Below are 21965 nucleotides of genomic sequence, written 5' to 3'. Positions count from 1 at the left end.
AAGGTTATTTTTTAATGAAATTAAAAGCTTTATCAGTTCTAGTTGCAGCAAGCGCTGCAACTAGCGCATTCGCAGCAGATGAAACCAAAACTTGGGATGTAACCAGTGAATTAGGTGCTATCGTAACAAGCGGTAACACTGAAACAACCACACTTAAAGGTGGTATCAAGGTTCTACATAACCTAGAAAACTGGAATAACGAGTACAAGTTAGACGGTCTTTATAAAGAAGATGAGATCGAAAACGACCAAGGCGTTAAAGAAACACAGCGCACTAACGAAAAGTACTCAATCTCTGCACAAGGTAACTACAAGTTAAACGAAAAGCATTCACACCTATTCATTTACGGTTCGCACGTATCTGATTACTTTGGTGCATACCGCAACGAATCTGTTATCTCAGCGGGTTACGGTTTACGCTTAATCGACCGCTCTGATATGTGGTTAAACGCTGAAATTGGTCCGGGTTATAAATACTTCCAATACCCTGATAACAGCACAGAAGTTGATGACAACGGTGAATCACTTGCTGGTGAGCGTGAAGGCGAAGTAATCGCTTTAGGTAAAGTTGACTATAACTGGCAGATTTCAGACAGCGCACGTTTTACTCAGTTAGTATCAGTTGAATATGGTGATACCAACACTAAAACACGTTCAGAGTCTGCAATCCTTGCTAAGATCAACGGCTCACTACAAATGAAAGTAGCATACAACATTACTCACAACTCAGATGTTGCGGATGATAAAGAAAACACAGATACAGAAACGTCACTAACGCTAGTTTACAGTTTTTAACTAAATAAATCGTTTTGTTGACAATTTAATGACAAAAAGGGACGAAAGTCCCTTTTTTATTTCTGTAATTTTCAGGTAGAATAGAAAACCTTTTTGACTGTAGAACTATGGATATCCCTACCTGTGATGTTATTTAAAAGACTCTTCATTACTTTTTTGCTGTTAACTTCCGCATCAGTATTGGCTTTTACCCCTACAGCCGCACAAATCGAGCAATTTAAAAAGCTTCCTAGAGCACAGCAAGAAGCGCTAGCAAAGCAGTATGGTGTCGACTTATCGACCATTACAGGTAAAAAGTCTTCAAGTGAATCTGCAGAGCAAGAACCAACAGTTCAACCTCGTCTAGAGCAAAATGATGAGCCATTAACTGATGAAGAGCGCTTTGCTCCAAAAGTTGATGAAGTAAAGCCTTTTGGTTATGACTTATTTGCTGGCGAGCCTACATCATTTATGCCAAGCGAAAATGCAGCAGTTCCCGACACCTACTTAATTGGTCGTGGAGATACACTTAATATCAACTTTTACGGTAAAGAAAGCGAGAGCTATGAAGTTGTTGTTGACCGCGAAGGGCGTATCAGCATTCCAAACTTAAGCCCTGTCCAAGTGGCGGGTCTGACTTTTGCAGAAGTTAAAGAGTTAATTAAAGCGAAAGTTGAGCAAGAAGTAATTGGTATTAAAGCATTTGTTTCAGTTGGCAAACTTCGTAGTATTCGTGTTTTAGTACTTGGTGAAGCATACAAACCAGGGAGTTATTCTGTTTCATCACTGACAACCGTATCGCATGCACTATTTGTTAGTGGTGGAGTGTCTGATATTGCCTCATTACGTAATATCCAAGTTAAACGAGCTGGTAAAGTTGTCGCAAATTTTGACTTGTATGACTTATTAATCAACGGTGATAGCAGCAACGATATTATTTTAAAGCCTGGCGATGTAGTTTTTATCCCATCAGTTGGCTCACAAGTCGCTGTTGAAGGCTTGGTCAAACGTCCTGCTATTTTTGAGCTAAAAAAAGGTGAAACAGCAGCACAGTTATTAAAAATGGCGGGTGGCTTAAAGCCGCAAGCTTACGCTAAAAAAGCAATTGTTGAACGCTTCAATAACAATAATATGAAAGAAGTATTATCAATTGACTTTAGTAGCAATAAAATTAACTACACTCCTCGTGATGGCGATCGTATTCGTTTTAATCCAGTGAGCTTCCAATATCAAAACAGCATTAGTTTAATTGGTGCTGTTGCACGTCCGGGTCATTATCAGTGGCATCAAGGTAAACAAATCTCAGATGTTTTAACTTCTGTTCGCGGTGATTTACTGCCTCAGGCTGACTTAGGTTATGGGTTACTTGTGCGTGAAGTAAACGTAGCCGGTGATATTCAAGTTTTTCAATTTGATATAGCACAAGCGATTGTTAAGGCTGCTGAGCATGATCTAGAATTGAAAGCTAATGACAAGCTTTTTGTGTTTAGTCGCTACCAGGAAAAACAAGCGGAAGAAAGTGCTCTTGCGAATATGGCGCTTACTGAAGAGCAGCAACAGCAGCAATATAAAGTCAAGCAATGGCACGAGTACCAGCAAAGAGAATTTGAAAAGTATATTGGGGTTACAGGTTCAGCTAATAATCCTAAATTAGAACGCGATAATGCAAAATCAATTGAAGATATTTCTAAGGGTAGACTGGGCGCTGGTAACAAGGAATTATCACCAGACGATTATGCAGTATTTAGTCGTTATAGCTTATTAAAGCCAATTATTTCAAAACTTAAACAACAAGCTTCAGTTTCTGCAGCGATGCAACTTGTAGAAATTAATGGTCACGTAACTTACCCAGGTGTATATCCACTTACTGTTAACAGTCAAGTAAACGATTTGATAGCAGCTGCAGGTGGTTTACTTGAATCTGCTTATACGGAGCAAGCTGAGATCACTCGCATAATGAATGGTGATGCGTCAAAGGTTAAACACATTAAATTTAACCTGCAAGCAGCAATGCTAGATAGTAATGGTGAAAATATCGCATTACGCAGTAAAGATAGTATAAATATTTTTTCTATCCCTAATTGGCAAGAGAATGTGAAGGTTCAATTAAGAGGGGAAGTTAAATTCCCTGGTGTTTATACAATTCGTCGTGGCGAAACATTAAGCAACTTACTTGAACGTGCGGGTGGTTTTTCTGAATTTGCCGCGCCTAATGCCGCTATCTTCACTCGTGAAGCAATTCGCAAACAAGAGCAAAAGCAACTTGCAAAACTTTCTGAAGATTTGCGCCGTGATATTGCATCTAAAAGTTTCGAAAATTCAGTAAGTAGCAGTACTCTGTCTTATGATGAAATGAATAAGCTATTGAATGATCTCGCAAATGTTGAGGCTATAGGTCGACTAGTCATTGATTTACCATTAATTGTTGAAGATAAACAAAAGCTCGTTTTACAAGATGGTGATGCCCTATATGTACCAAGCAAGCGTGATTCAATTAGTGTCATAGGCGAAGTTAATTATGCAACCTCGCATTTATTCAAACAAGGTATCTCAGTTGATGAGTATATTGACCTTAGTGGTGGCTTAAAAGAGCGCGCAGCTGATGAGCGTATTTATATCATCAAAGCAAACGGTTCTGTGAAAATTCCATCCTCTGGTAGTTGGTTTGCTGTAAATGACACAAACACACTTGAAGCGGGCGATACCATTGTTGTACCTATGAATTCAGATTACATGGATAACTTAACCTTGTGGAGTACAGCAACACAAATCGTATATCAGTTGGGTGTAGCTGTAGCCGCTATTAGCAGTATTTAATTTAATAGTTACCGAGCATTTAATTTTAGTAACTTTAAATAAATGAGATAACTTAACAATGGAAAGAAGTGTGGATTCACAGAATATTCAACAAAGTATGTATGCAGAAGATGAAGGCGTAGATCTTAAAGGCTTTTTCTTAACTATTTGGAAAGGCAAGTTAACAATTGCAATAGTCGCCGTCATTTTTACATGTTTATCTGTTGCTTTAGCGCTTAGCCTTCCAAATATTTATAAATCAGAAGCACTGCTTTCTCCTGCTGATAGTGGTCAAGGAGAAGGTGGTTTAGCTGCATTAGCTGGCCAATTTGGTGGTCTAGCCAGTATGGCTGGAATTGATTTAGGAGCAGGTTCTTCTGATAAGTCAGCATTAGCAATTGAAGTATTAAAATCTAGGAAATTTACAAGTGAGTTCATTGAGCGACATAATATTTTGCTAGATTTAATGGCTGCTAAGAGCTGGTCATACGAAGCTAATACTATATCCTACGATGAAGATATCTATGATGCCAAAACAAAGACTTGGGTCAGAGATGTTAATCCTCCATTTAAGCCAAAGCCATCATTACAAGAAGCTTATAAAGAGTTTAAAGAGATTGTCTACGTAAACTCTTCAAAAGACACTGGCATGATTACAATTTCTGTGGAACATATCTCGCCTTACATAGCCCAACAATGGGTAATTTGGCTCATTGAAGATATTAACAAAGAGATGAAAGAGCGAGATGTAGCCGAGGCAATTAAAAGTACTGAGTTTTTAAAGCAACAAATTGAAAATACAAAAGTTGCAGATATTAAAACAGTACTTTTTAAGCTTATCGAGGAACAAGCTAAAACAATTATGTTCGCTGAAGTTCGAGATGAGTATGTTTTCAAAACTATCGATCCAGCATTGGTTCCTGAAGAAAGAGTAAGTCCAAAAAGAGCGCTTATATGTGTTGTAGGGGCCTTATTTGGGATCTTAATTGGTATTCTGATTGTTTTAGGAAAGAACTATTTTAGAGAGCAAGAAAGTGCTTGATAATTAAGTACTATTTTGAAAATCACTCTATATCATTTTTTTAAAGTTAAGCCTGAAATTCAGGTATTAATATTATGGAAGTTATATGACTAAAGGTATTATTTTAGCGGGTGGTAGCGGTACTCGCCTTTACCCATTAACGAAAGTCGTAAGTAAACAACTTATGCCCGTCTATGATAAACCGATGGTTTATTATCCGATCGCTACCTTAATGAATGCTGGCATAAAAGATATTCTAGTTATAACAACACCAGCAGAATTAGACCGCTTTAAAGAACTACTAGGTGATGGCAAAGATTGGGGCATCAATATTGAGTACAAAACTCAACCGTCGCCAGATGGTCTAGCTCAGGCTTTTTTGTTGGGTGAAGAGTTTATTGGAAATAGCAATGTTGCATTGATCTTAGGTGATAACCTTTTCTATGGCCACGACCTTGTTAAGTCACTGCAGCTAGCTGCTTCTAGGGAGTCTGGATCAACGGTTTTTGGCTATCATGTAGCAAACCCATGTTCATATGGTGTTGTTGAGTTTGATGAGAGTGGCAAAGCTATTTCTATAGAAGAAAAGCCAGAAGCGCCAAAATCAAACTATGCTGTCCCAGGTTTATATTTCTTTGATAATAAAGTTGTTGAGTATGCAAAGAATGTTGAACCTTCACCTAGAGGCGAGCTAGAAATAACCGATGTGATCGAGCAATATTTGGAGACTAACTCTTTAAATGTTGAAATTATGGGACGCGGAACGGCTTGGTTAGACACCGGCACACATGACAGCCTATTACAAGCCGCGCAATTTATCGAAACCATAGAAAAAAGACAGGGGTTAAAAGTAAATTGTCCTGAAGAAGTCGCTTTTCGAATGGGATATATCAATGAGCAACAGTTACGGCAATTAGCTGCTCCATTAGTCAAAAGTGGTTACGGTGAGTATTTGTTGAGCCTACTTTCAAGAAGGGTCTTCTCATGAATATAATTGATACAGCTATCCCTGATGTAAAAATTTTAGAGCCTAAAGTATTTGGTGATGAGCGAGGTTTCTTCTTAGAAACATTTCGTGAAGACTGGTTCCGAGAGCATGTTGCAGATGTAACTTTTGTGCAAGACAATCACAGTAAATCTGGCCAAGGTATTTTAAGAGGTCTGCATTATCAAACGCAGCAAACGCAAGGGAAATTAGTGCGCGTGATAGCTGGAGAAGTTTATGATGTTGCCGTTGATATTCGAAAAGATAGCCCGACTTTTGGAAAGCATGTAGGTGTCTTATTAAATAGTGACAATAAAAGACAGCTTTGGGTGCCAGAAGGGTTTGCACATGGCTTTTATGTAACAACTGAATCTGCTGAATTTGTTTATAAGTGCACAAATTATTATGCACCTGAATTTGAACAAAGCATTTCTTGGGATGATCCTACTCTTGCGATTCAATGGCCTCTTGTAAATGGTATGCAGCCATTATTATCACCTAAAGATGAAGCTGGTTTAATGCTAGCAGATGCTCCTACCTTCTAATCGAGTAATTTATGAGTAAAACAATTTTTGTAACCGGCGGAGCTGGTTTTATTGGTTCAGCATTGGTTCGCTTCTTAATTAATGAAACTGAACATACAGTAGTTAACTTCGATAAGCTAACGTATGCAGGTAATTTAGAGTCATTAGCATCTGTAGAACAAAATGAAAGATATAATTTTGTTAAAGGTGATATTTGTGATCGAGAGATAGTTAGCGCTACGTTTGCCAAATTTCAACCTGACTTTATCATGCATTTAGCAGCGGAAAGCCATGTGGATCGTTCTATTGATGGACCAGGTGAATTTATTCAAACAAATGTTGTTGGAACCTACGAGCTACTCGAGGCTGCCAGAACTTACTATGCTTCTCTAAGTGATGAAAAGAAAACAGTATTCCGCTTTCACCACATTTCAACAGATGAAGTATACGGCGATTTAGGTGAAACGGGTCTTTTCACTGAAAAAACGCCCTATGAGCCTAGTTCACCTTACTCTGCGTCTAAAGCTGCATCCGATCATCTTGTTCGAGCATGGAACAGAACTTTCCAACTACCAGTAGTGCTAACAAACTGCTCAAATAATTATGGTCCATATCATTTTCCGGAAAAATTGATCCCGCTAATTATTCTTAATGCTTTAGAGGGTAAAAAACTACCTGTATATGGCGATGGTAAGCAAGTAAGAGATTGGTTATTTGTTGAAGACCATGCGAGAGCACTTTATAAAGTTGTATCTGAGGGCAAACTAGGCGAAACATACAATATTGGTGGCTTCAATGAGAAACAAAATATTGAGGTAGTTACAACAATTTGTAACCATCTGAATGATCTAATTACAGAAAAGCCTGCTGGCTTAGATGACTTTAAAGAGTTAATTACATTTGTACAAGACAGGCCCGGCCATGACTTAAGGTATGCAATCGATGCTTCAAAAATAAACAAAGAGCTAGGTTGGCAGCCACTTGAAACATTTGAGTCAGGTATTTTAAAAACAATTAAATGGTATTTAGAAAACTCACGATGGTGTGAAAATGTCCAGTCTGGTAATTATCAACGTGAGAGGCTTGGCAGCGCATGATTTACACAGTTATTGGTGGTAAAGGTTTCATCGGTAGTGAGATTGTAAAGCAGCTTAGAGAGGCTGGTGAGCAAGTATATGTTCCAGAAAAGCTAGATGAGGGTGTTTTCACTAAAGCATTAGGCACAGTGATTTATGCTGCAGGCCATGGAGACTGCGCTAATAATCCAATGAAAGTACTCGACTCAAACGTCAGTTACCTAGTAAAAATGCTAGAAAGTAGCCAGTTTGATAGGTTTATTTATATTTCATCTACGCGTGTATACATGAATCAGCAAGCAAGTTGTGAAAGTGCCGACCTCACTGTTTGCGCTAAAGATAACAGAGCGCTATTTAACTTAACAAAGCTTACGGCTGAGAATTTAGTATTAAACCTAGTAGATAAAGCAATCATAGTTCGACCTAGTAACGTTTATGGATTAGCGGTAAACAGCCCTCTATTTTTACCTTCAATAGTTAGAGATTCGATCGCCAAAAATGAAGTAAATATGTATATCCGCGAGGACTATCAAAAAGACTATGTTTCAGTAGTTGATGTAGCTAGTGCAATCTACAAGTTAGCCAAAGCTGACATTCAAAGTAATGAAATATTTAACATTGCTTCAGGAAGAAACACTCGAGCAGATACAATTGCAAAAGTATTGACTGATAAAACAGGCTGTAAAGTAAATTGGTTTGAAAGTAACGTTAATGAAGCCTTTTCTGAAGTTGATATTAGCAAGCTGCAAAGTGTGATTGACTTTAGCCCGAATACAATTGAAGACGATCTCGAATCAATGATTAATTCATTTACGGAATTTTACAACAAGCATGAAAGTTTTACTCTTTAGTCCAGATACGTTTGGCTATTACACAAAAATTATAAATGTGATGGAGTCAAAAGGTCATTCTGTAGACTGGATTAACCACATTTATGTAAAGAGTAACTTTGATCGAGTAAAATCAAGGTTAATGCCAAGCCTCACAAGTAAGTTAACAGAAAAGTACTTCATAAATGAAATTGACTGGCAAGGCAACTATGAGTTGATTGTTGTCATTAAAGGTGAAGGACTTTCAGAGTTTTTGCTTGATAAAATGAAGCAGACCTTTAGCAAAGCTAAGTTTGTGTATTACTCGTGGGACTCACTGTCTAATGTGAAAGGTGCTAAAGGTAAGTTTAAGTATTTTGATGCGATAAAATCATTTGATAGGGTTGATTGTCAACATATTGAACACCTTGAGTATTTACCGCTTTTCTATAGCAAGGAATATAGCCGAAAGCCAAATTCAGTCACAGATAATAAATACTCAGCAGCTTTTGTTGGAACACTACACTCTAATCGCTTTAGTGATGTACTAGGGATGGCTTCTCTAGTTGAAAAGAATCTTAATAAACCTGCTTTCACATTTTTTTATTACCCTAGCAAACCCGTCTTTAAAGTACTCAAAGTTATTAACAAATCCTTTCGTAAGGTACCAATAGAAGAAGTTTCGTTCGATAAGCTGAGCGCTCAAGATGTTTCTCGTGTAATGTGTGATTCTGAGGTCATTATTGATTATGGACACCCTAATCAAACAGGCTTAACAATGAGAACCATTGAGACCTTAGGAATAAATAAAAAGCTAATAACTAACAATAGACTAGTAATGGAAGAGCCATTTTATAAAGCTGAAAATATTTTTGTAATTGGCGAGCAGAGCGAGCAAGAACTAGCACAATTTCTAACTTCACCATATGTTCCAGTTAGTAATGAAGTTTATGAAAGCTACGCGATAGAAAACTGGGTTGAGCGCTTAATTCAATGCTAAAAAAACTCTTTTCTAGTGCATTTTTATTAATGCTTAGTACTTTAATAGCGAAAGGCTTTATATTAATTCTTAATATTTTAATTGCTCGTTACACATCAAAAGATGTTTATGGAACTTTTGTGTTTTTGCGAAGTACAATTAACTTATTTGAGACTACATTTAGCTCAGCAGTTAACCCTTTTGCTGTTAAAGAAAGCTCTAAAGAGAACTTTAGTAGGGTGTCAGTGCTTGCGTATGGTGCATTTTATGCATTTACTGCATTAATAATCTCAACCTTATGCCTGTCATTATGGGCAAGTAGTTCATTTTTAGGAAGTTTATCTTCTTTTGATTTTTTGACACTTCAAATAGTTTTGACAGTAGTAATATTGATCTCACTAACTCTGTTAAATGGCTATGCGATCTCTGTGTACATAGGGAAAGGCAATTATAAAGTAATTTTCTTCTCAACAGTAATTAGCATTGTTTTATCAGCCGCTTTTATTTTCAATACATATGAAGATATTACTGTAGAAATAGCTTTATTTTATATGCTTATTTATCAGCTTACAGATTTAGCAATCAAAGCATGTAATGTCTTGATGAATCATACGCATATTTTAAAAAATATTAAATACGATGTGCTTTTTCAGAAAACTAAAGGTGTATTCAATACGATAAAGCCAGTAATTTTAGGTTCTGCAATTAATGCTTTTATCTTTTGGTTTGTAAGGTATATAACAGCTAACAGTGAAAATGGCTTTGTAGCACTCGCTGAATTCGATGTTTCATTTCAGATGTTTATGATTTGTTCAATCCTTTTAAATATCATCTGTAATATTGTTTTACGAAAATTAACTAAGCTCCATGAATCGGGTAGCAATGTAAAACAGCTTCTTATCTACGCTTTGCGTTATATGTTTTTATCTTGCCTTCTGTTCATTGCTGTAGGTTACTTACTTTACGACTATTTCTTACTTTTATATGGTGAGCAATATACTGCGAATCTATTTTTAGAAGTAACTTTAATCTGTTTATTCTATTCTATTGCTTTAGCATTCAACCGAGTAATGGTAGTTATGAATAAAACATATCAACTCTTTTACGTTGCTTTGACTTCTGCGGTAGTAATGGGCATATATATTTTGGCTGCAACTGCCAGTGCAGAGAGCTTAGCAATTTCGTTTAGTATTTATTATCTAACGTCATGTGTTGTTTATTTATATATCTTTTCGCAAATAGGCTTATCTAATGATTAATCGTATTATGAAACTTTACCAAGACAGTGGCTTACTACTTTTCTGTGTACGAATTCCTTTACGTTTTCTAAAAGTCTTTTTCGATATTTTAAATACTCTATTTTATAAGGCAGTATGTAAAAAAGTAGGTAAGAATGTTCGTATCGAGTTTGGCGCTAGAATTGAGTCACCTAAGCTTGTAACCATCGGTAATGGGGTTTTCATCGGAAAAGGAACATTGCTTGTATCAGAGAACAACACCGGTGAATGCATTATCGAAGATAAAGTACATATATGCCGAAATTGCCATTTAGATCACACTGGTGGATTAACTATTGGAAATAACACCTTGTTATCAGAGGGAGTTGTTATTTACAGCCACAGCCATGGCTACGACCCTAAAAGTAATCCTGTTGGTATAGAAAAGGAAATTGCAGCAAATTGCTGGTTAGGTACACGTGCAATTTTATTAGAAACCGCTGAAAGTATCGCTGAAAAAACGATCGTTGCTAGTGCTGGGGTTGTATCTAAGTCTATTACAGAAAAGCAATGTATCTTTGGTGGTGTACCTGCAAAAAGAATAAAACAATACAATGATTGATGCATTTATAACCTTTTATTTTATTGTCCTATTGCTGTTGCTTCTTTATTTGAAAAAGGGGAAGAAAGACTTTTTTCATGTAATTCCCTTTTTCATTTTGTTCTCTATGGCCGAAGTGCCGTATCTATATTTTATAGCCCATAATCCGCAAGAGCTTCATCCAAAAGTTATCTATCACTTAGATGATTTTAGTTTTGCTTTTTTTCAGCATGTTATGTACAAGCTAATATTTGCAATTGTTTGTATTTTCACCATGGCTTTTTTTGAACCTAAGGGCAAACTTTTTGGCGTATCAAGTATTGGCGTAGGCATGAAGGTCGTAAAGTTTAAATATGCGAGCTACTTCTTTATTGCCCTCACTATACTAATGTTTGCTTTGTTTCTTCATAAAGTAGGTGGTTTCTTCTTTCTGATAAGTAATATGGATAATAAAACCTTGGTAGTTCAAGGCACTGCAATGTATAGGAATATCTTTTTTATATCTGCGATGCTTTCTATAGGCTACTATATAACTTACTTGTCATTAAAAAGAATTAAGCTTAAAAATTACCTTTTTCTATTTTTTATATCAGTGTTTTTCTTTGCCATGTTGGCATCTTACGGCGAAAGAAAAAATCCACTACTCCTTTTAGTTTTCTTAGTTCTAATGTGGAACTATAAAATTAAAAATGTAAATGTATTTTCTGTTAAAAACTTACTCTTATTATTCTTTTTAGTTTTCTTTGCTTCTCTTGCACCTGTTTTAAGGGTCGATGGAGCATTAGATTACTATATGTCAGATCCAAGCTCATTAATACCTGATGCCCTGCCATATATGGGCGAGTTATTTAAGCGATTCAGTGATATTGATATTTCGCTATTTATCTTTCCATATTTTGACTCTATTAATAAGCTTTGGTTTGGTAGTACGTTTATGGACTTCTTTACAGGGTTTATTCCAAGCTCATTTTATGAGGCTAAACCACCACTAGATGAAGGTGTTTATATCTATAATTTCGCGCAGGGGAATAATGTTGCAATTAATTCACCATTTAAGTACATGATCCCTGTAGGTTGGCCTCTAAGTCGTGTAACTGCAGGTTATGTACACTTTGGTCCTGTTGGAGTTATTTTGTATGCAATTTTGACAGGTATGATTTTAAAATATTTCTATCAAGTAATGATCAGTTCAAAGTTTGCTCCTTTATGGGTTTCTTTTTATGCCTTTATGATGTTAACAGGGTTTGGTATTTCAAACGCTTTTATTTTTAACACATTAACCATATTCGTTTTATTAATGTTATTCACTTTGTTTATTTACTTATTTGAGGGCAAGAAGAATGTATCTCGTTAACTTTTCAAATCAGATTGCTGCAGGCCCCAAAAATATTGCTAATAATTTTATCCGTAATGCATTGCAAAGCGGTGAGAAGTTCGTATTTATTGTGCCAAACTTGCCTGAGTTTCTAACATACTCAGAGACAGAAAATTGCAAATTTGTAGTTGTTGATGTAGTACCTGGCAGCATTAAAGCTTTATTGAATGTGTTTAAAGTCAACTTTTCTTTGATGAATTCATTAGTAAAACAATATGAGCCTAAAGCAATTCTTGCTTTCGGTAATTTTTTATTTGGTATTAAAAGTAATCAGAAAAAAGTAGTCTTACTTCATCATCCATACATCGTTGATGATCGTTTATATGGTAATTTATGTGGAGTTGCAAAAATTGCCGAGAAAATTAAGCGTTACCTTTTTGGTAAAACAGTTAAAGCTGTAGACACAGTTGTTGTTCAAAGTAGCTACATGCAAAAATTGCTCAATGAAAAAGTAACAATTGATTCTGAAATTATTTTTAACCCAATTAGCGACAACTTCAAAAGAGAGAGCATAGCAAATTTTCAAGCTAAACAAGAGTTACCTAAAGTAAAAGAACTACTTTATGTTAGTCGCTTTTATGCACATAAAAATCATGCATTTTTATTGAAGCTTGCTTCTGAAATAAAAGAAAAGGCATTACCTGTTTTTATTAATATTACGGTTGATGAGTCAATAGCTGAAGCTGCAGAGTTTATAGCAGCTATAAAAGAACAACAATTACCGATCAATAACCTAGGGGAGTTACCTCAGGCAGATCTTAAGCAATATTATCAAGACTTTGCATTTGCGGCTATTTTTCCTTCAAAATCTGAAACCTTCGGTAACCCTTTAATAGAGGCTATGTTTTACGATCTTCCAGTTATTGCCCCAGACCTTGATTATGCTCATTCAGTTTTAGATCAAGCGGGTGTGATTTACAAAGAAGATGATGTGCATGATTGCGTAAACCAAATAATTAAGTTATTTGATCTGGAAATGTATAACGATACGCGCCTAGCTTCACACACGAGAGCGCAGTTATTTCCTGATTCAGAGTCATGGTTTGAAACTTACATGGCGCTTTTGAGGTAGTACATAAATGAAGTATGTTTATAAAAGCAATAATCTAGACTTTTTAAGATTGGTACTTGCCACGGCAGTAGTGTTTTTACACTTAGCCTTTTTAGCTAAAACCCCCCTGACTGAGTCAGTTAGTGAATCACTACACTGGTTATCTGGTAGTGCCGTGTCAACATTCTTCATCGTTAGTGGCTTTTTGATTTATATGAGCTACGACAGAAAAAAAACCGTAATTAATTATTTTTGGGGACGTTTTCTTCGCCTTTACCCCGCATATATTTTGTTAATTTTGTTTTCTAGCTGTTTATATTTTATGGTCGGGGACGGGAGTTCGGTTGGAAACTATGCATCTGAAATTAAGTACTTTATAGCTAATGCGGTTTTTCTGAATTTCTTAGCACCTACTATTGATGGTGTATTTTCAACGAATCCAGAGCCCTTTATTAATGGTTCATTATGGACTTTAAAAATAGAAGTTATGTTTTATTGCATGGTTCCTATTATTTACATGCTGTTAGAGCGCAAATATAGTTACTTATATATGTTGGTAATCTATGGATTATCATTCATTTATAAAGATTTTATCTTATTGCATAAAGATACTATTCCAATGGCTGAAACACTGGCATCACAGCTGCCAGGGCAAATGATGTATTTTGTTTCAGGTATATTTTGCTTTAAATACTTTGATATATTGAAAAGACAATTTTCAGCTTTGTTAATTGCATCTATTATTTTGATGTGGCTGAATTTCCCTTACTTACAACCATTTGTAATTGCTGTTTTCATTACATTGGTATTTATTTCACTGCCTAATGTACTTTCATTTAAAAAGTTGGGCGATATTTCATATGGTGTATATATCTTTCATTTCCCGATCATTCAGTTATTTATAGCAAATGGTTTTGAGTTTAATACGGTTTCATCTTACTTCGTGCTATTTACGACGATATTTGTCGTTTCTACAGTTTCGTGGAAACTAGTTGAAGCACCGAGTTTAAGACTTAAGAATAGATTCTTTTAGGAGTTAATGTGGGAGTCTTAATTACAGGTGGAAATGGCTTTATTGGTAAGAAGCTTGTTGATTATTTAGCAAAAGATTTCTCTATCTCGATAACACAAAGAGAGGGCGAAATTACTACTCAAGCCGCAGTTAAATCTGTAGTAACTGGTGACTTATCTGAATTTGCTCAGTGGGATAGTGCGCTAAAAGGATGCACTCAAGTTATTCATTTGGCATCGTTTGCTCATAAACATGCACCAGCTATTCAAGAGCTTGAGCAAACAAATATTAGTGCTCTAAAGGACTTATTAGTAGCGTGTAAAAACAGTAATATAAAAAAGTTTATTTACTTTAGTACGGCATATGTGCACGGTAAATTCGCGAATTTAGATATTAATGAAAACTCTTCATTAATTGATGGGGAGCCACAACTTCAAACGAGAATCATCGCAGAAGACTTAGTAAAAACTTTTTGTTCCGATTCAGGCATTGATTACATTATAATTCGCCCTACACTTGTTTTGAGCCATGATGCACCTGGGAACATAAGAACTTTAGCTAAACTGGTCTCTAAAGTTCATGCTTTTCCTTTCAAAGCAATTAGCAATCAGCGTTCTTACTTATCAGTAGATAAATTACTTCGTTTCACCAAACTTTGCTTAATGACCGACAAAGTAAATGGTGAAACTTACCTATTAGCTGATGAAAAAGCTTTATCACTTCAACAAGTGCTGAATTATCTTGCAGGTAGTCAAAAAGTAAATATTAGGCACTTTTACTTTCCTGAGGTATTGCTGCGTTTGGGTTTAAGAGTTCTAGGGCAAAAAGAACGTGAAAATGTCCTGCTTGATAACTTTGTGGTCGACTCTTCGAAAGCAGACAAACTTTTAACAGAAATAAATATGGGTAGACGTTAATGTTACGTATTTTAGATTTTTTCATTGCTTTGTTCGGATTGGTATTTGCTTTTCCTTTTTTGATTATACTTTTCATTATTGGTTTATTTGATACAGGCTCTCCAGTCTTTAGACAAGAGCGGGTTGGACGTAATCAAAAGCCATTCATCTTAGTAAAGTTTAGGACAATGAAGGTTGATACCGCATCTGTGGCAAGTCATCTAGCAAGCTCTGCTTCAATAACTCCATTTGGGTCGTTCTTACGTAAGACTAAATTAGATGAAATTCCTCAATTATGGAATGTGCTAAAAGGAGAAATGAGCTTAGTAGGTCCAAGGCCTGGGCTATTTAACCAAGAAGAGCTCATCTTAGAAAGAAGTAAATTAAACGTATTTGATGTGCGACCAGGAATTACTGGTTTAGCACAAGTAAACGAAATTGACATGTCAACGCCAGCTAAGTTAGCTGAGGTAGATAAGCAAATGATTGATACATTAAATATAAAACTGTATTTCAAGCTAATACTTATGACAGTAACAGGCAGTGGTAGTGGTGATAGAGTAAAGTAAATGACTTGGTAACAAATTTACACTCATTATTACAAACTAATAAAGAGTTCGCAGTCGTTTAAGGTTAAATTATTTTCATTGTTATGAATGTTGTTGCTGTAGTAAAATCGGCACAGATGTGAACACTTAGCTCAGGAAGGGCCCTCGATTGTTACTTAATTACCTTGTGAAATTACCAAGAAGCCAAAAACGTATTTTGTCTGTGGCTATTGATACAGTATTTATATTTACTGCTTTTTGGCTGGCCTTTATCTTGCGTTTAGATAACTTTGATGAATTCCACGAAGTAAAAAATTGGTGGTTGGTTTTTGCCATAACTCCATTAAGCCTTCTAAGTTTCATAAAGTTAGGCCTTTACCGTGCTGTGCTTAGGTACATAAACTCACAAGCTCTATGGGCAATTCTTGCGGGTGTAATTTTATCAACAATTTACTTTGTTGCTAGCTCATTCTTTTTAGGCGTACAGGTACCAAGAACTGTTCCTGTTATATACGCTTGTATCTGTTTATTGTTTATCGGTGGTAGTCGATTAACTGTCCGTGCGATTGTCGGTAAACTGATAATGCGCAGAAAAGAGAATGTAATTATTTATGGCGCTGGCTCTGCAGGTCGTCAATTATCCACAGCTCTAGCTAATGGACCTGAGTATGCGCCAGCTGCATTTATTGATGATGATATTAAAAAGCAAAATACCTTTATCCAAGGTATTAATGTTTTTCATCCTGATGACATTCCCTCAGTGGCAAATAGTAAATCGGCAAGTAAAATTTTATTAGCTCTTCCAAGTGCAGGGGGAAGCCGAAGAAAAGAAATTCTAAATAAAATTGAGTCTTTTAAATTACAGGTTATGACAATCCCTGGTATGGCAGATATTGTGGCTGGTAATACAAGCTTAGAGCAAGTCAAAGAAGTTGGTGTTGAAGATCTTTTAGGGCGGGACCCAGTAGAGCCAAACACAGAATTAATGTCTGCTAATATTCAAAATAAGGTTGTTTTGGTATCTGGAGCTGGTGGTTCTATAGGCTCTGAGCTTTGTCGTCAAATCGTTAAAAACTCACCGACGAAGCTAGTTTTGTTTGAGCTTTCTGAATATGCATTATATGCCATTGAAAAAGAGTTAAAGGATTACGTATTTAAAAATTCTTTAAATATCGAAATAGTGCCAATTCTTGGCTCTATTCAAAACTTTAAACTCATCTCAATGACACTTTCGTCATTTAAAGTGCAAACTATCTATCATGCTGCGGCTTACAAGCATGTTCCTTTGGTTGAGCATAATGTGATTGAAGGTGTTAAAAATAACATATTTGGTACCAGTAACATTGCCCGTGCTGCGATAGAAAACAACGTTGAGACCTTTGTACTTATTTCAACTGATAAAGCGGTTCGACCTACTAATGTCATGGGTACGACTAAGCGTATGGCTGAGTTAGTGCTGCAAGCATTATCTGATACACAAAAAGCTACGCGCTTTACTATGGTTCGTTTTGGTAATGTTCTGGGTTCTTCAGGCTCTGTTGTACCATTATTCAGGCAACAAATTAAGCAAGGCGGCCCTATCACTTTAACCCATAAAGACATAACTCGTTATTTTATGACTATTCCTGAAGCTGCACAGCTTGTTATTCAAGCAGGTGCAATGGGTAAGGGGGGCGATGTGTTCGTTTTAGATATGGGCGAACCGGTTAAAATAATGGATTTAGCGACTAAAATGGTCCACCTTTCAGGCTTAGAAGTAAAGTCAAGTAAACATCCTGCAGGCGATATTGAAATTCAATGTACTGGTCTACGTCCTGGCGAAAAGCTTTATGAAGAGCTATTGATTGGTGATAACGTTGTTGGTACTGATCATCAAAGAATCATGAGTGCACATGAAGTTAAAATGCCATGGGATGAGCTTGAACAAGTTTTACTTGAGCTTAAATCGTCATGTGATTTAAACGACCATCACTCGATTCGCAAGCTGTTGTTAGAAGCGCCAACAGCGTTCAATCCAACTGATGGTATTTGTGACCTCCACTGGCTTGAAAGTGTTAAAAATAACGAAAACGTAACTGTATTGAAGAATGCAAAGTAAAAAATAAAGCAGTTTAATTAGGTATATATGAAGATTACAATCGCGGGTACGGGTTATGTTGGTTTATCTAATGCCATGTTGTTGGCCCAACATAACAATGTAGTAGCTCTAGATATTGTTGAAGAAAAAGTAGCGCAACTAAATGCCGGGAAGTCGCCAATATCAGATACAGAAATTGAAGACTTTCTTGCTAATAAGCAACTAAGTTTTACTGCTACTACAGATAAGCAATTGGCTTATCAAAATGCAGATTTCATCATTATCGCTACACCTACCGATTATGATCCAAAGACCAATTACTTTAATACAAAGTCAGTTGAAGCTGTTATTGCTGATGTACAAGCAATAAACCCAACAGCAGTAATGGTTATTAAGTCAACTGTGCCTGTTGGTTTTACCGAAAGCATTAAACAAAAGTTTAATACCGATAACATTATTTTTTCTCCAGAGTTTCTAAGAGAAGGTAAAGCGCTGTACGACAACTTACACCCGTCGCGTATTATTGTGGGTGAGCGTTCAGAACGCGCCGAAGTATTTGCAAATTTATTAGTACAAGGGGCTATTAAAGAAGGTATTGAAGTTTTATTCACAGATTCAACCGAAGCAGAAGCAATCAAGCTGTTCTCAAATACTTACCTTGCTATGCGTGTTGCTTACTTTAACGAGCTTGATAGCTACGCTGAAAGTCATGGTTTAAACTCTAAACAAATAATCGAAGGGGTTAGTTTAGACCCACGTATCGGTGGTCATTATAACAACCCTTCTTTTGGTTATGGTGGCTATTGTTTACCTAAAGATACCAAGCAACTGTTGGCTAACTATCAAAACGTACCAAACAACATGATCCGCGCCATTGTAGACGCAAACTCTACTCGTAAAGACTTTATCGCAGAGTCGATTCTCGCCAGAAAGCCAAAAGTGGTTGGCATACATCGCTTAATTATGAAAGCTGGTTCAGATAACTTTAGAGCATCCGCTATTCAAGGCATCATGAAGCGAATTAAAGCTAAGGGCATTGAAGTAATTGTTTATGAACCTGAATTAGATGAAGCAACTTTCTTTAACTCTAAAGTGACCCATGACCTAGCTGAATTAAAGTCTTCTGCTGATGTAATTATTGCCAACAGAATGGTTACTGAGCTCGATGATGTTACTGAAAAAGTATACACCAGAGACTTGTTTGGTAGTGATTAGTTCTCACTAGAGGTTATAACAATTTTGTAATAGACACGCCTAAATTCTCTGCGTATAATCGCTGGCTCATAAAAACCAATCCTTTTGGATTGGTTTTAAGGAAAATGAGTATTTTAGGTGTGACTATGGAAAGTTGGTACTTACTTTTTTGTAAATCAAAACAAGAGCTAAGAGCTCAAGCTAACCTTCAAAACCAGGGTTTTGAAGTCTTCTTTCCCGAACATAAAATCGAGCGTATCGTAAAAGGTCGCCGTTCAATTCGTACATCTCCTCTTTTCCCTAGTTATTTATTTATAAAGCTAGACTCGCAAAACTGTAACTTTTCTGCAGTAAAAAATACCCGTGGAGTGAGTGGCTTTGTTGCTTATGGTCATAAATTTCAAATCGTACCTGATCAGCTAATTGCTCACCTCAAATCTATGAGTGATTTAAGAGAGGTAACATCAACGCTACCAAAAGCCGGCGACGTTGTTTACCTAAATACCGAATCATTTAAAAATGTCCAAGCTATATACCAAGAGTCAGATGGTGACATGCGTAGCATTTTGTTGGTTAACTTATTGAACAAACAAGTCACCGTAAGTGTAGATAACAAAGAAATCAGTTTATGAGTCGCGATTCAAAACGACATTAACGTAGGAACGCTTTTAGCCGTGAACATGATTTAAATGTTCGGCGTTAAAACACCTCGTACGGAACGGATAATTTATAAGTCGTGATTCCGCGCGACATTAACGTAGGAACGGCTTTAGCCGTGAACATGTTCAAAATGTTCGGCGTTAAAACGCCTACTACGGTGTAAGCATTAAGGTTTAACACGTAAAAAACAAAAAATAATAAAATCAGTACGTAGGAACTGCAACCTAGGGGCGGAAGCGTGCCCGAAGCCGTAGGAACGACTTTAGCCGAGAATGATTGAAAATGTTCGGCGTTAAAACGCCTCCCACGGTCGTTGGCGTCACGCTTGCTTAGCGCGTCTCAAATACGGCGCTGTTGTTAATAATTCGCGCGAAATAAATTTCACGCCTACAAAAGGGCGAATTCCGAAGGGTAAGGCTTAGCCAATCGCGTAGGAACGGCTTTAGCCGTGAATGGTGAATAATGTTCGGCGTTAAAACGCCTCCTACGAAGTAGGCTTTTGTATTAATAACGCGATACCGCTTGCAAACACACACAAGCAACGATTTACAATCTTGAAGAACCTAGAACCTAGAACCTAGAACCTAGAACCTAGAACCTAGAACCTAGAACCTAGAACCTAGAACCTAGAACCTAGAAGTATTCATTAACTATTTTGCAAAAACCTGTCACAAGTGAGCGTTTACTAAACACTCAGTCTTGCGAACCTTGTAATGCCATGCTTTAATTAGGCAGCGTAAAAATAAACAGTTGTGGTTTTATTTTAACTGGACGTTTTAAGAATAATTATTTGGGAAATAACAATGGCGCTTAGCTGTAAAACAATTGTAACGTCATTTGCGTTACTAGCAATGACTGGCTGTACAATCATCCCCGGTAGCCATTTTGAAGGAATCGAATCGGGCGAACAAATAGATAATCTTGAGAAGGAGCTCGATAAAGTTAATATCCAAATCATCGACTCTTCTCTAATCAACCAACAAAAGCAAAGTAAAACGAAACCAGCGTTACCATCAAGCCTTGATGGCATCGACACCTCTGATTACCAGTACAAATTAGGTGTTGGTGATGTAATCACAATCGGCGTATGGGACCATCCTGAATTAACAATTCCTGCTGCAGTACAGCGTACTGCGGAGTTCGACGGCTTCCGTGTGCAAGCTGACGGCACAATTACCTTTGCCTACGCTCCAGATATTCAAGCAGCAGGTAAAACAGTACAGCAAGTTCATAAAGAGCTTGTTAAGCGTTTAAGCCGCGTAATCGAAGACCCACAAGTAGATATTAAAATTGTTGGCTTTAGAAGCCAAAAAGCCTATGTAACAGGTGAAGTAAATAACCCAGGTGTTCTTCCTGTAACTGAAGTGCCACTTACTCTAATTGACGCATTAAACCAAGCCGGTGGTTTAACAGATGCCGCTGATTGGCGCACTGTAACCTTTACGCGTGGTGATAAAACAGAGGTAATTCAATTAGATGATTTTTATGCCCATGGTGATATTTCGCAAAACCGTTTATTAAAACATGGCGATATTGTGCATGTTAATCGCAACGACATGCAAAAAGTGTTTGTATTAGGCGATGTAAAGCGTGCTGGTACAGTTGGCGTTAATCGTTATGGTTTAAATTTAGCGCAAGCTTTAAGTGATGCAGGTGGTTTAAACGAAAACACCGCTGACGCAAATGGTGTATTTGTGTTACGTAAACGCAGCTTAGAAAAAGACGGAATTATTGCTGATGTATATCAACTACATGCTAAAAATGTTGCAGCATTGGTGTTAGCAGAGCAGTTTGAATTACAGCCGCACGATATTGTGTATGTAACTTCAGCACCGCTAGCGCGTTGGAACCGTGTAATCAGCTTGTTATTACCATCGGTCAGCTCAGTTAATGCGATTGATGATGTTACAGGGTCAAACTAGGGGTAAGTAGTATGTTTGATTCTGTATTGGTTGTGTGTGCCGGCAATATTTGTCGAAGCCCAACCGCTGAATATGTATTAAAAAGTAAACTACAAGGTAAAAATGTTAGTGTGTCTTCAGCAGGTTTAACGGCCCTTGAAGGTAAGCACGCAGATGCACAAGCACAGCAAATTGCAACGCAACATGGTATTGATATGAGTGAGCATCAGGGCAGGCAAATCACCTCAGCCCTTGTTGCGCAGCACAGTGTTATTTTAGTGATGGAACAACGTCATATAAACGACTTATGTGCTCGCTACCCGCAAGCTCGTGGTAAAACATTTTTGCTAGGTAAATGGATCGGCGATAAAGAAATACCCGACCCATACCGTCAAAGCCAAGAGGCTTTTGAGCATGTTTACGCATTAATCGATAGCGCATGTAGCGCTTGGCAAAAGTATTTATAAGGA

General features: G+C 36.9%; 20 protein-coding genes. All 20 read left to right on the top strand.

All coding sequences use genetic code 11. From position 1 onward, the window contains the following. Positions 1-14: 14 nt before the first annotated feature. The 20 genes from HCZ11_RS17865 (at position 15) to HCZ11_RS17770 (ending at position 21962) form a co-directional block, all read left to right on the top strand. Positions 15-794 (top strand): YdiY family protein, encoded by a 780-nt coding sequence (locus HCZ11_RS17865; protein ID WP_130050448.1) that lies wholly within the window; start codon positions 15-17, stop codon positions 792-794. A gap of 126 nt (positions 795-920) precedes the next feature. Further along, positions 921-3590 (top strand): SLBB domain-containing protein, encoded by a 2670-nt coding sequence (locus tag HCZ11_RS17860; RefSeq protein WP_167659120.1) that lies wholly within the window; start codon positions 921-923, stop codon positions 3588-3590. A gap of 58 nt (positions 3591-3648) precedes the next feature. Beyond that, entirely contained in the window at positions 3649-4611 is a 963-nt protein-coding gene (locus tag HCZ11_RS17855) for a Wzz/FepE/Etk N-terminal domain-containing protein (RefSeq protein ID WP_167659118.1), read from the top strand. A gap of 85 nt (positions 4612-4696) precedes the next feature. Next, positions 4697-5578 carry a glucose-1-phosphate thymidylyltransferase RfbA gene (gene rfbA, locus HCZ11_RS17850; protein WP_167659117.1) on the top strand — a complete coding sequence of 294 codons (882 nt, stop codon included), beginning with the start codon at positions 4697-4699 and terminating at the stop codon, positions 5576-5578. Further along, positions 5575-6120 (top strand): dTDP-4-dehydrorhamnose 3,5-epimerase, encoded by a 546-nt coding sequence (gene rfbC / locus HCZ11_RS17845; RefSeq protein ID WP_058583919.1) that lies wholly within the window; start codon positions 5575-5577, stop codon positions 6118-6120. The genes rfbA and rfbC overlap by 4 nt, the downstream gene beginning before the upstream one ends. Before the next feature lie 11 nt (positions 6121-6131). Further along, entirely contained in the window at positions 6132-7196 is a 1065-nt protein-coding gene (gene rfbB / locus HCZ11_RS17840; RefSeq protein ID WP_167659116.1) for a dTDP-glucose 4,6-dehydratase, read from the top strand. Further along, entirely contained in the window at positions 7193-8026 is an 834-nt protein-coding gene (locus HCZ11_RS17835) for an NAD(P)-dependent oxidoreductase (RefSeq protein ID WP_167659115.1), read from the top strand. Before rfbB ends, HCZ11_RS17835 begins: the two co-directional genes overlap by 4 nt. After that, on the top strand, positions 8007-8984 hold the full coding sequence (locus tag HCZ11_RS17830) for a hypothetical protein (protein WP_167659114.1): 978 nt from the start codon (positions 8007-8009) through the stop codon (positions 8982-8984). The genes HCZ11_RS17835 and HCZ11_RS17830 overlap by 20 nt, the downstream gene beginning before the upstream one ends. Next, the gene (locus HCZ11_RS17825; protein WP_167659113.1) at positions 8978-10222 is read left to right on the top strand and encodes a hypothetical protein; all 1245 of its coding nucleotides are present in this window, start codon (positions 8978-8980) and stop codon (positions 10220-10222) included. The genes HCZ11_RS17830 and HCZ11_RS17825 overlap by 7 nt, the downstream gene beginning before the upstream one ends. Continuing rightward, entirely contained in the window at positions 10215-10802 is a 588-nt protein-coding gene (locus HCZ11_RS17820; RefSeq protein WP_167659112.1) for an acyltransferase, read from the top strand. The genes HCZ11_RS17825 and HCZ11_RS17820 overlap by 8 nt, the downstream gene beginning before the upstream one ends. Then, positions 10795-12135 (top strand): hypothetical protein, encoded by a 1341-nt coding sequence (locus HCZ11_RS17815; RefSeq protein WP_167659111.1) that lies wholly within the window; start codon positions 10795-10797, stop codon positions 12133-12135. Before HCZ11_RS17820 ends, HCZ11_RS17815 begins: the two co-directional genes overlap by 8 nt. After that, positions 12122-13228, top strand: coding sequence for a glycosyltransferase (locus tag HCZ11_RS17810; protein ID WP_167659110.1), 1107 nt, complete (start codon positions 12122-12124; stop codon positions 13226-13228). The genes HCZ11_RS17815 and HCZ11_RS17810 overlap by 14 nt, the downstream gene beginning before the upstream one ends. A 7-nt stretch (positions 13229-13235) precedes the next feature. Beyond that, a complete protein-coding gene (locus HCZ11_RS17805) occupies positions 13236-14240 on the top strand; it encodes an acyltransferase (RefSeq protein ID WP_167659109.1) in 1005 nt (334 codons plus the stop codon). An 8-nt stretch (positions 14241-14248) separates the two neighbouring features. Then, positions 14249-15136, top strand: a complete 888-nt coding sequence (locus HCZ11_RS17800) for an NAD-dependent epimerase/dehydratase family protein (protein ID WP_167659108.1) — start codon at positions 14249-14251, stop codon at positions 15134-15136. Next, positions 15136-15684, top strand: coding sequence for a sugar transferase (locus HCZ11_RS17795; protein ID WP_167659107.1), 549 nt, complete (start codon positions 15136-15138; stop codon positions 15682-15684). The genes HCZ11_RS17800 and HCZ11_RS17795 overlap by 1 nt, the downstream gene beginning before the upstream one ends. A 148-nt stretch (positions 15685-15832) precedes the next feature. Then, positions 15833-17761, top strand: coding sequence for a nucleoside-diphosphate sugar epimerase/dehydratase (locus HCZ11_RS17790; RefSeq protein WP_167659106.1), 1929 nt, complete (start codon positions 15833-15835; stop codon positions 17759-17761). A 27-nt stretch (positions 17762-17788) separates the two neighbouring features. Further along, positions 17789-18955 carry a nucleotide sugar dehydrogenase gene (locus HCZ11_RS17785; RefSeq protein WP_167659105.1) on the top strand — a complete coding sequence of 389 codons (1167 nt, stop codon included), beginning with the start codon at positions 17789-17791 and terminating at the stop codon, positions 18953-18955. 125 nt (positions 18956-19080) lie between these two features. Next, positions 19081-19566: a transcription/translation regulatory transformer protein RfaH gene (gene rfaH, locus HCZ11_RS17780; RefSeq protein ID WP_167659104.1), complete on the top strand. Its 486-nt coding sequence runs from the start codon at positions 19081-19083 to the stop codon at positions 19564-19566. A gap of 831 nt (positions 19567-20397) precedes the next feature. Next, positions 20398-21516, top strand: coding sequence for a polysaccharide export protein (locus tag HCZ11_RS17775; protein WP_167659103.1), 1119 nt, complete (start codon positions 20398-20400; stop codon positions 21514-21516). Positions 21517-21527: 11 nt separating this feature from the next. Continuing rightward, the gene (locus HCZ11_RS17770; protein ID WP_167659102.1) at positions 21528-21962 is read left to right on the top strand and encodes a low molecular weight protein-tyrosine-phosphatase; all 435 of its coding nucleotides are present in this window, start codon (positions 21528-21530) and stop codon (positions 21960-21962) included. The last annotated feature ends 3 nt before the right edge of the window (positions 21963-21965 follow it).

It is taken from the genome of Pseudoalteromonas sp. HF66 (assembly GCF_011806445.1).
GTDB lineage: Bacteria > Pseudomonadota > Gammaproteobacteria > Enterobacterales > Alteromonadaceae > Pseudoalteromonas > Pseudoalteromonas apostichopi.
Note: the sequence above shows the minus strand (reverse complement) of the source record. Positions and strands in the feature narration are given on the sequence as shown.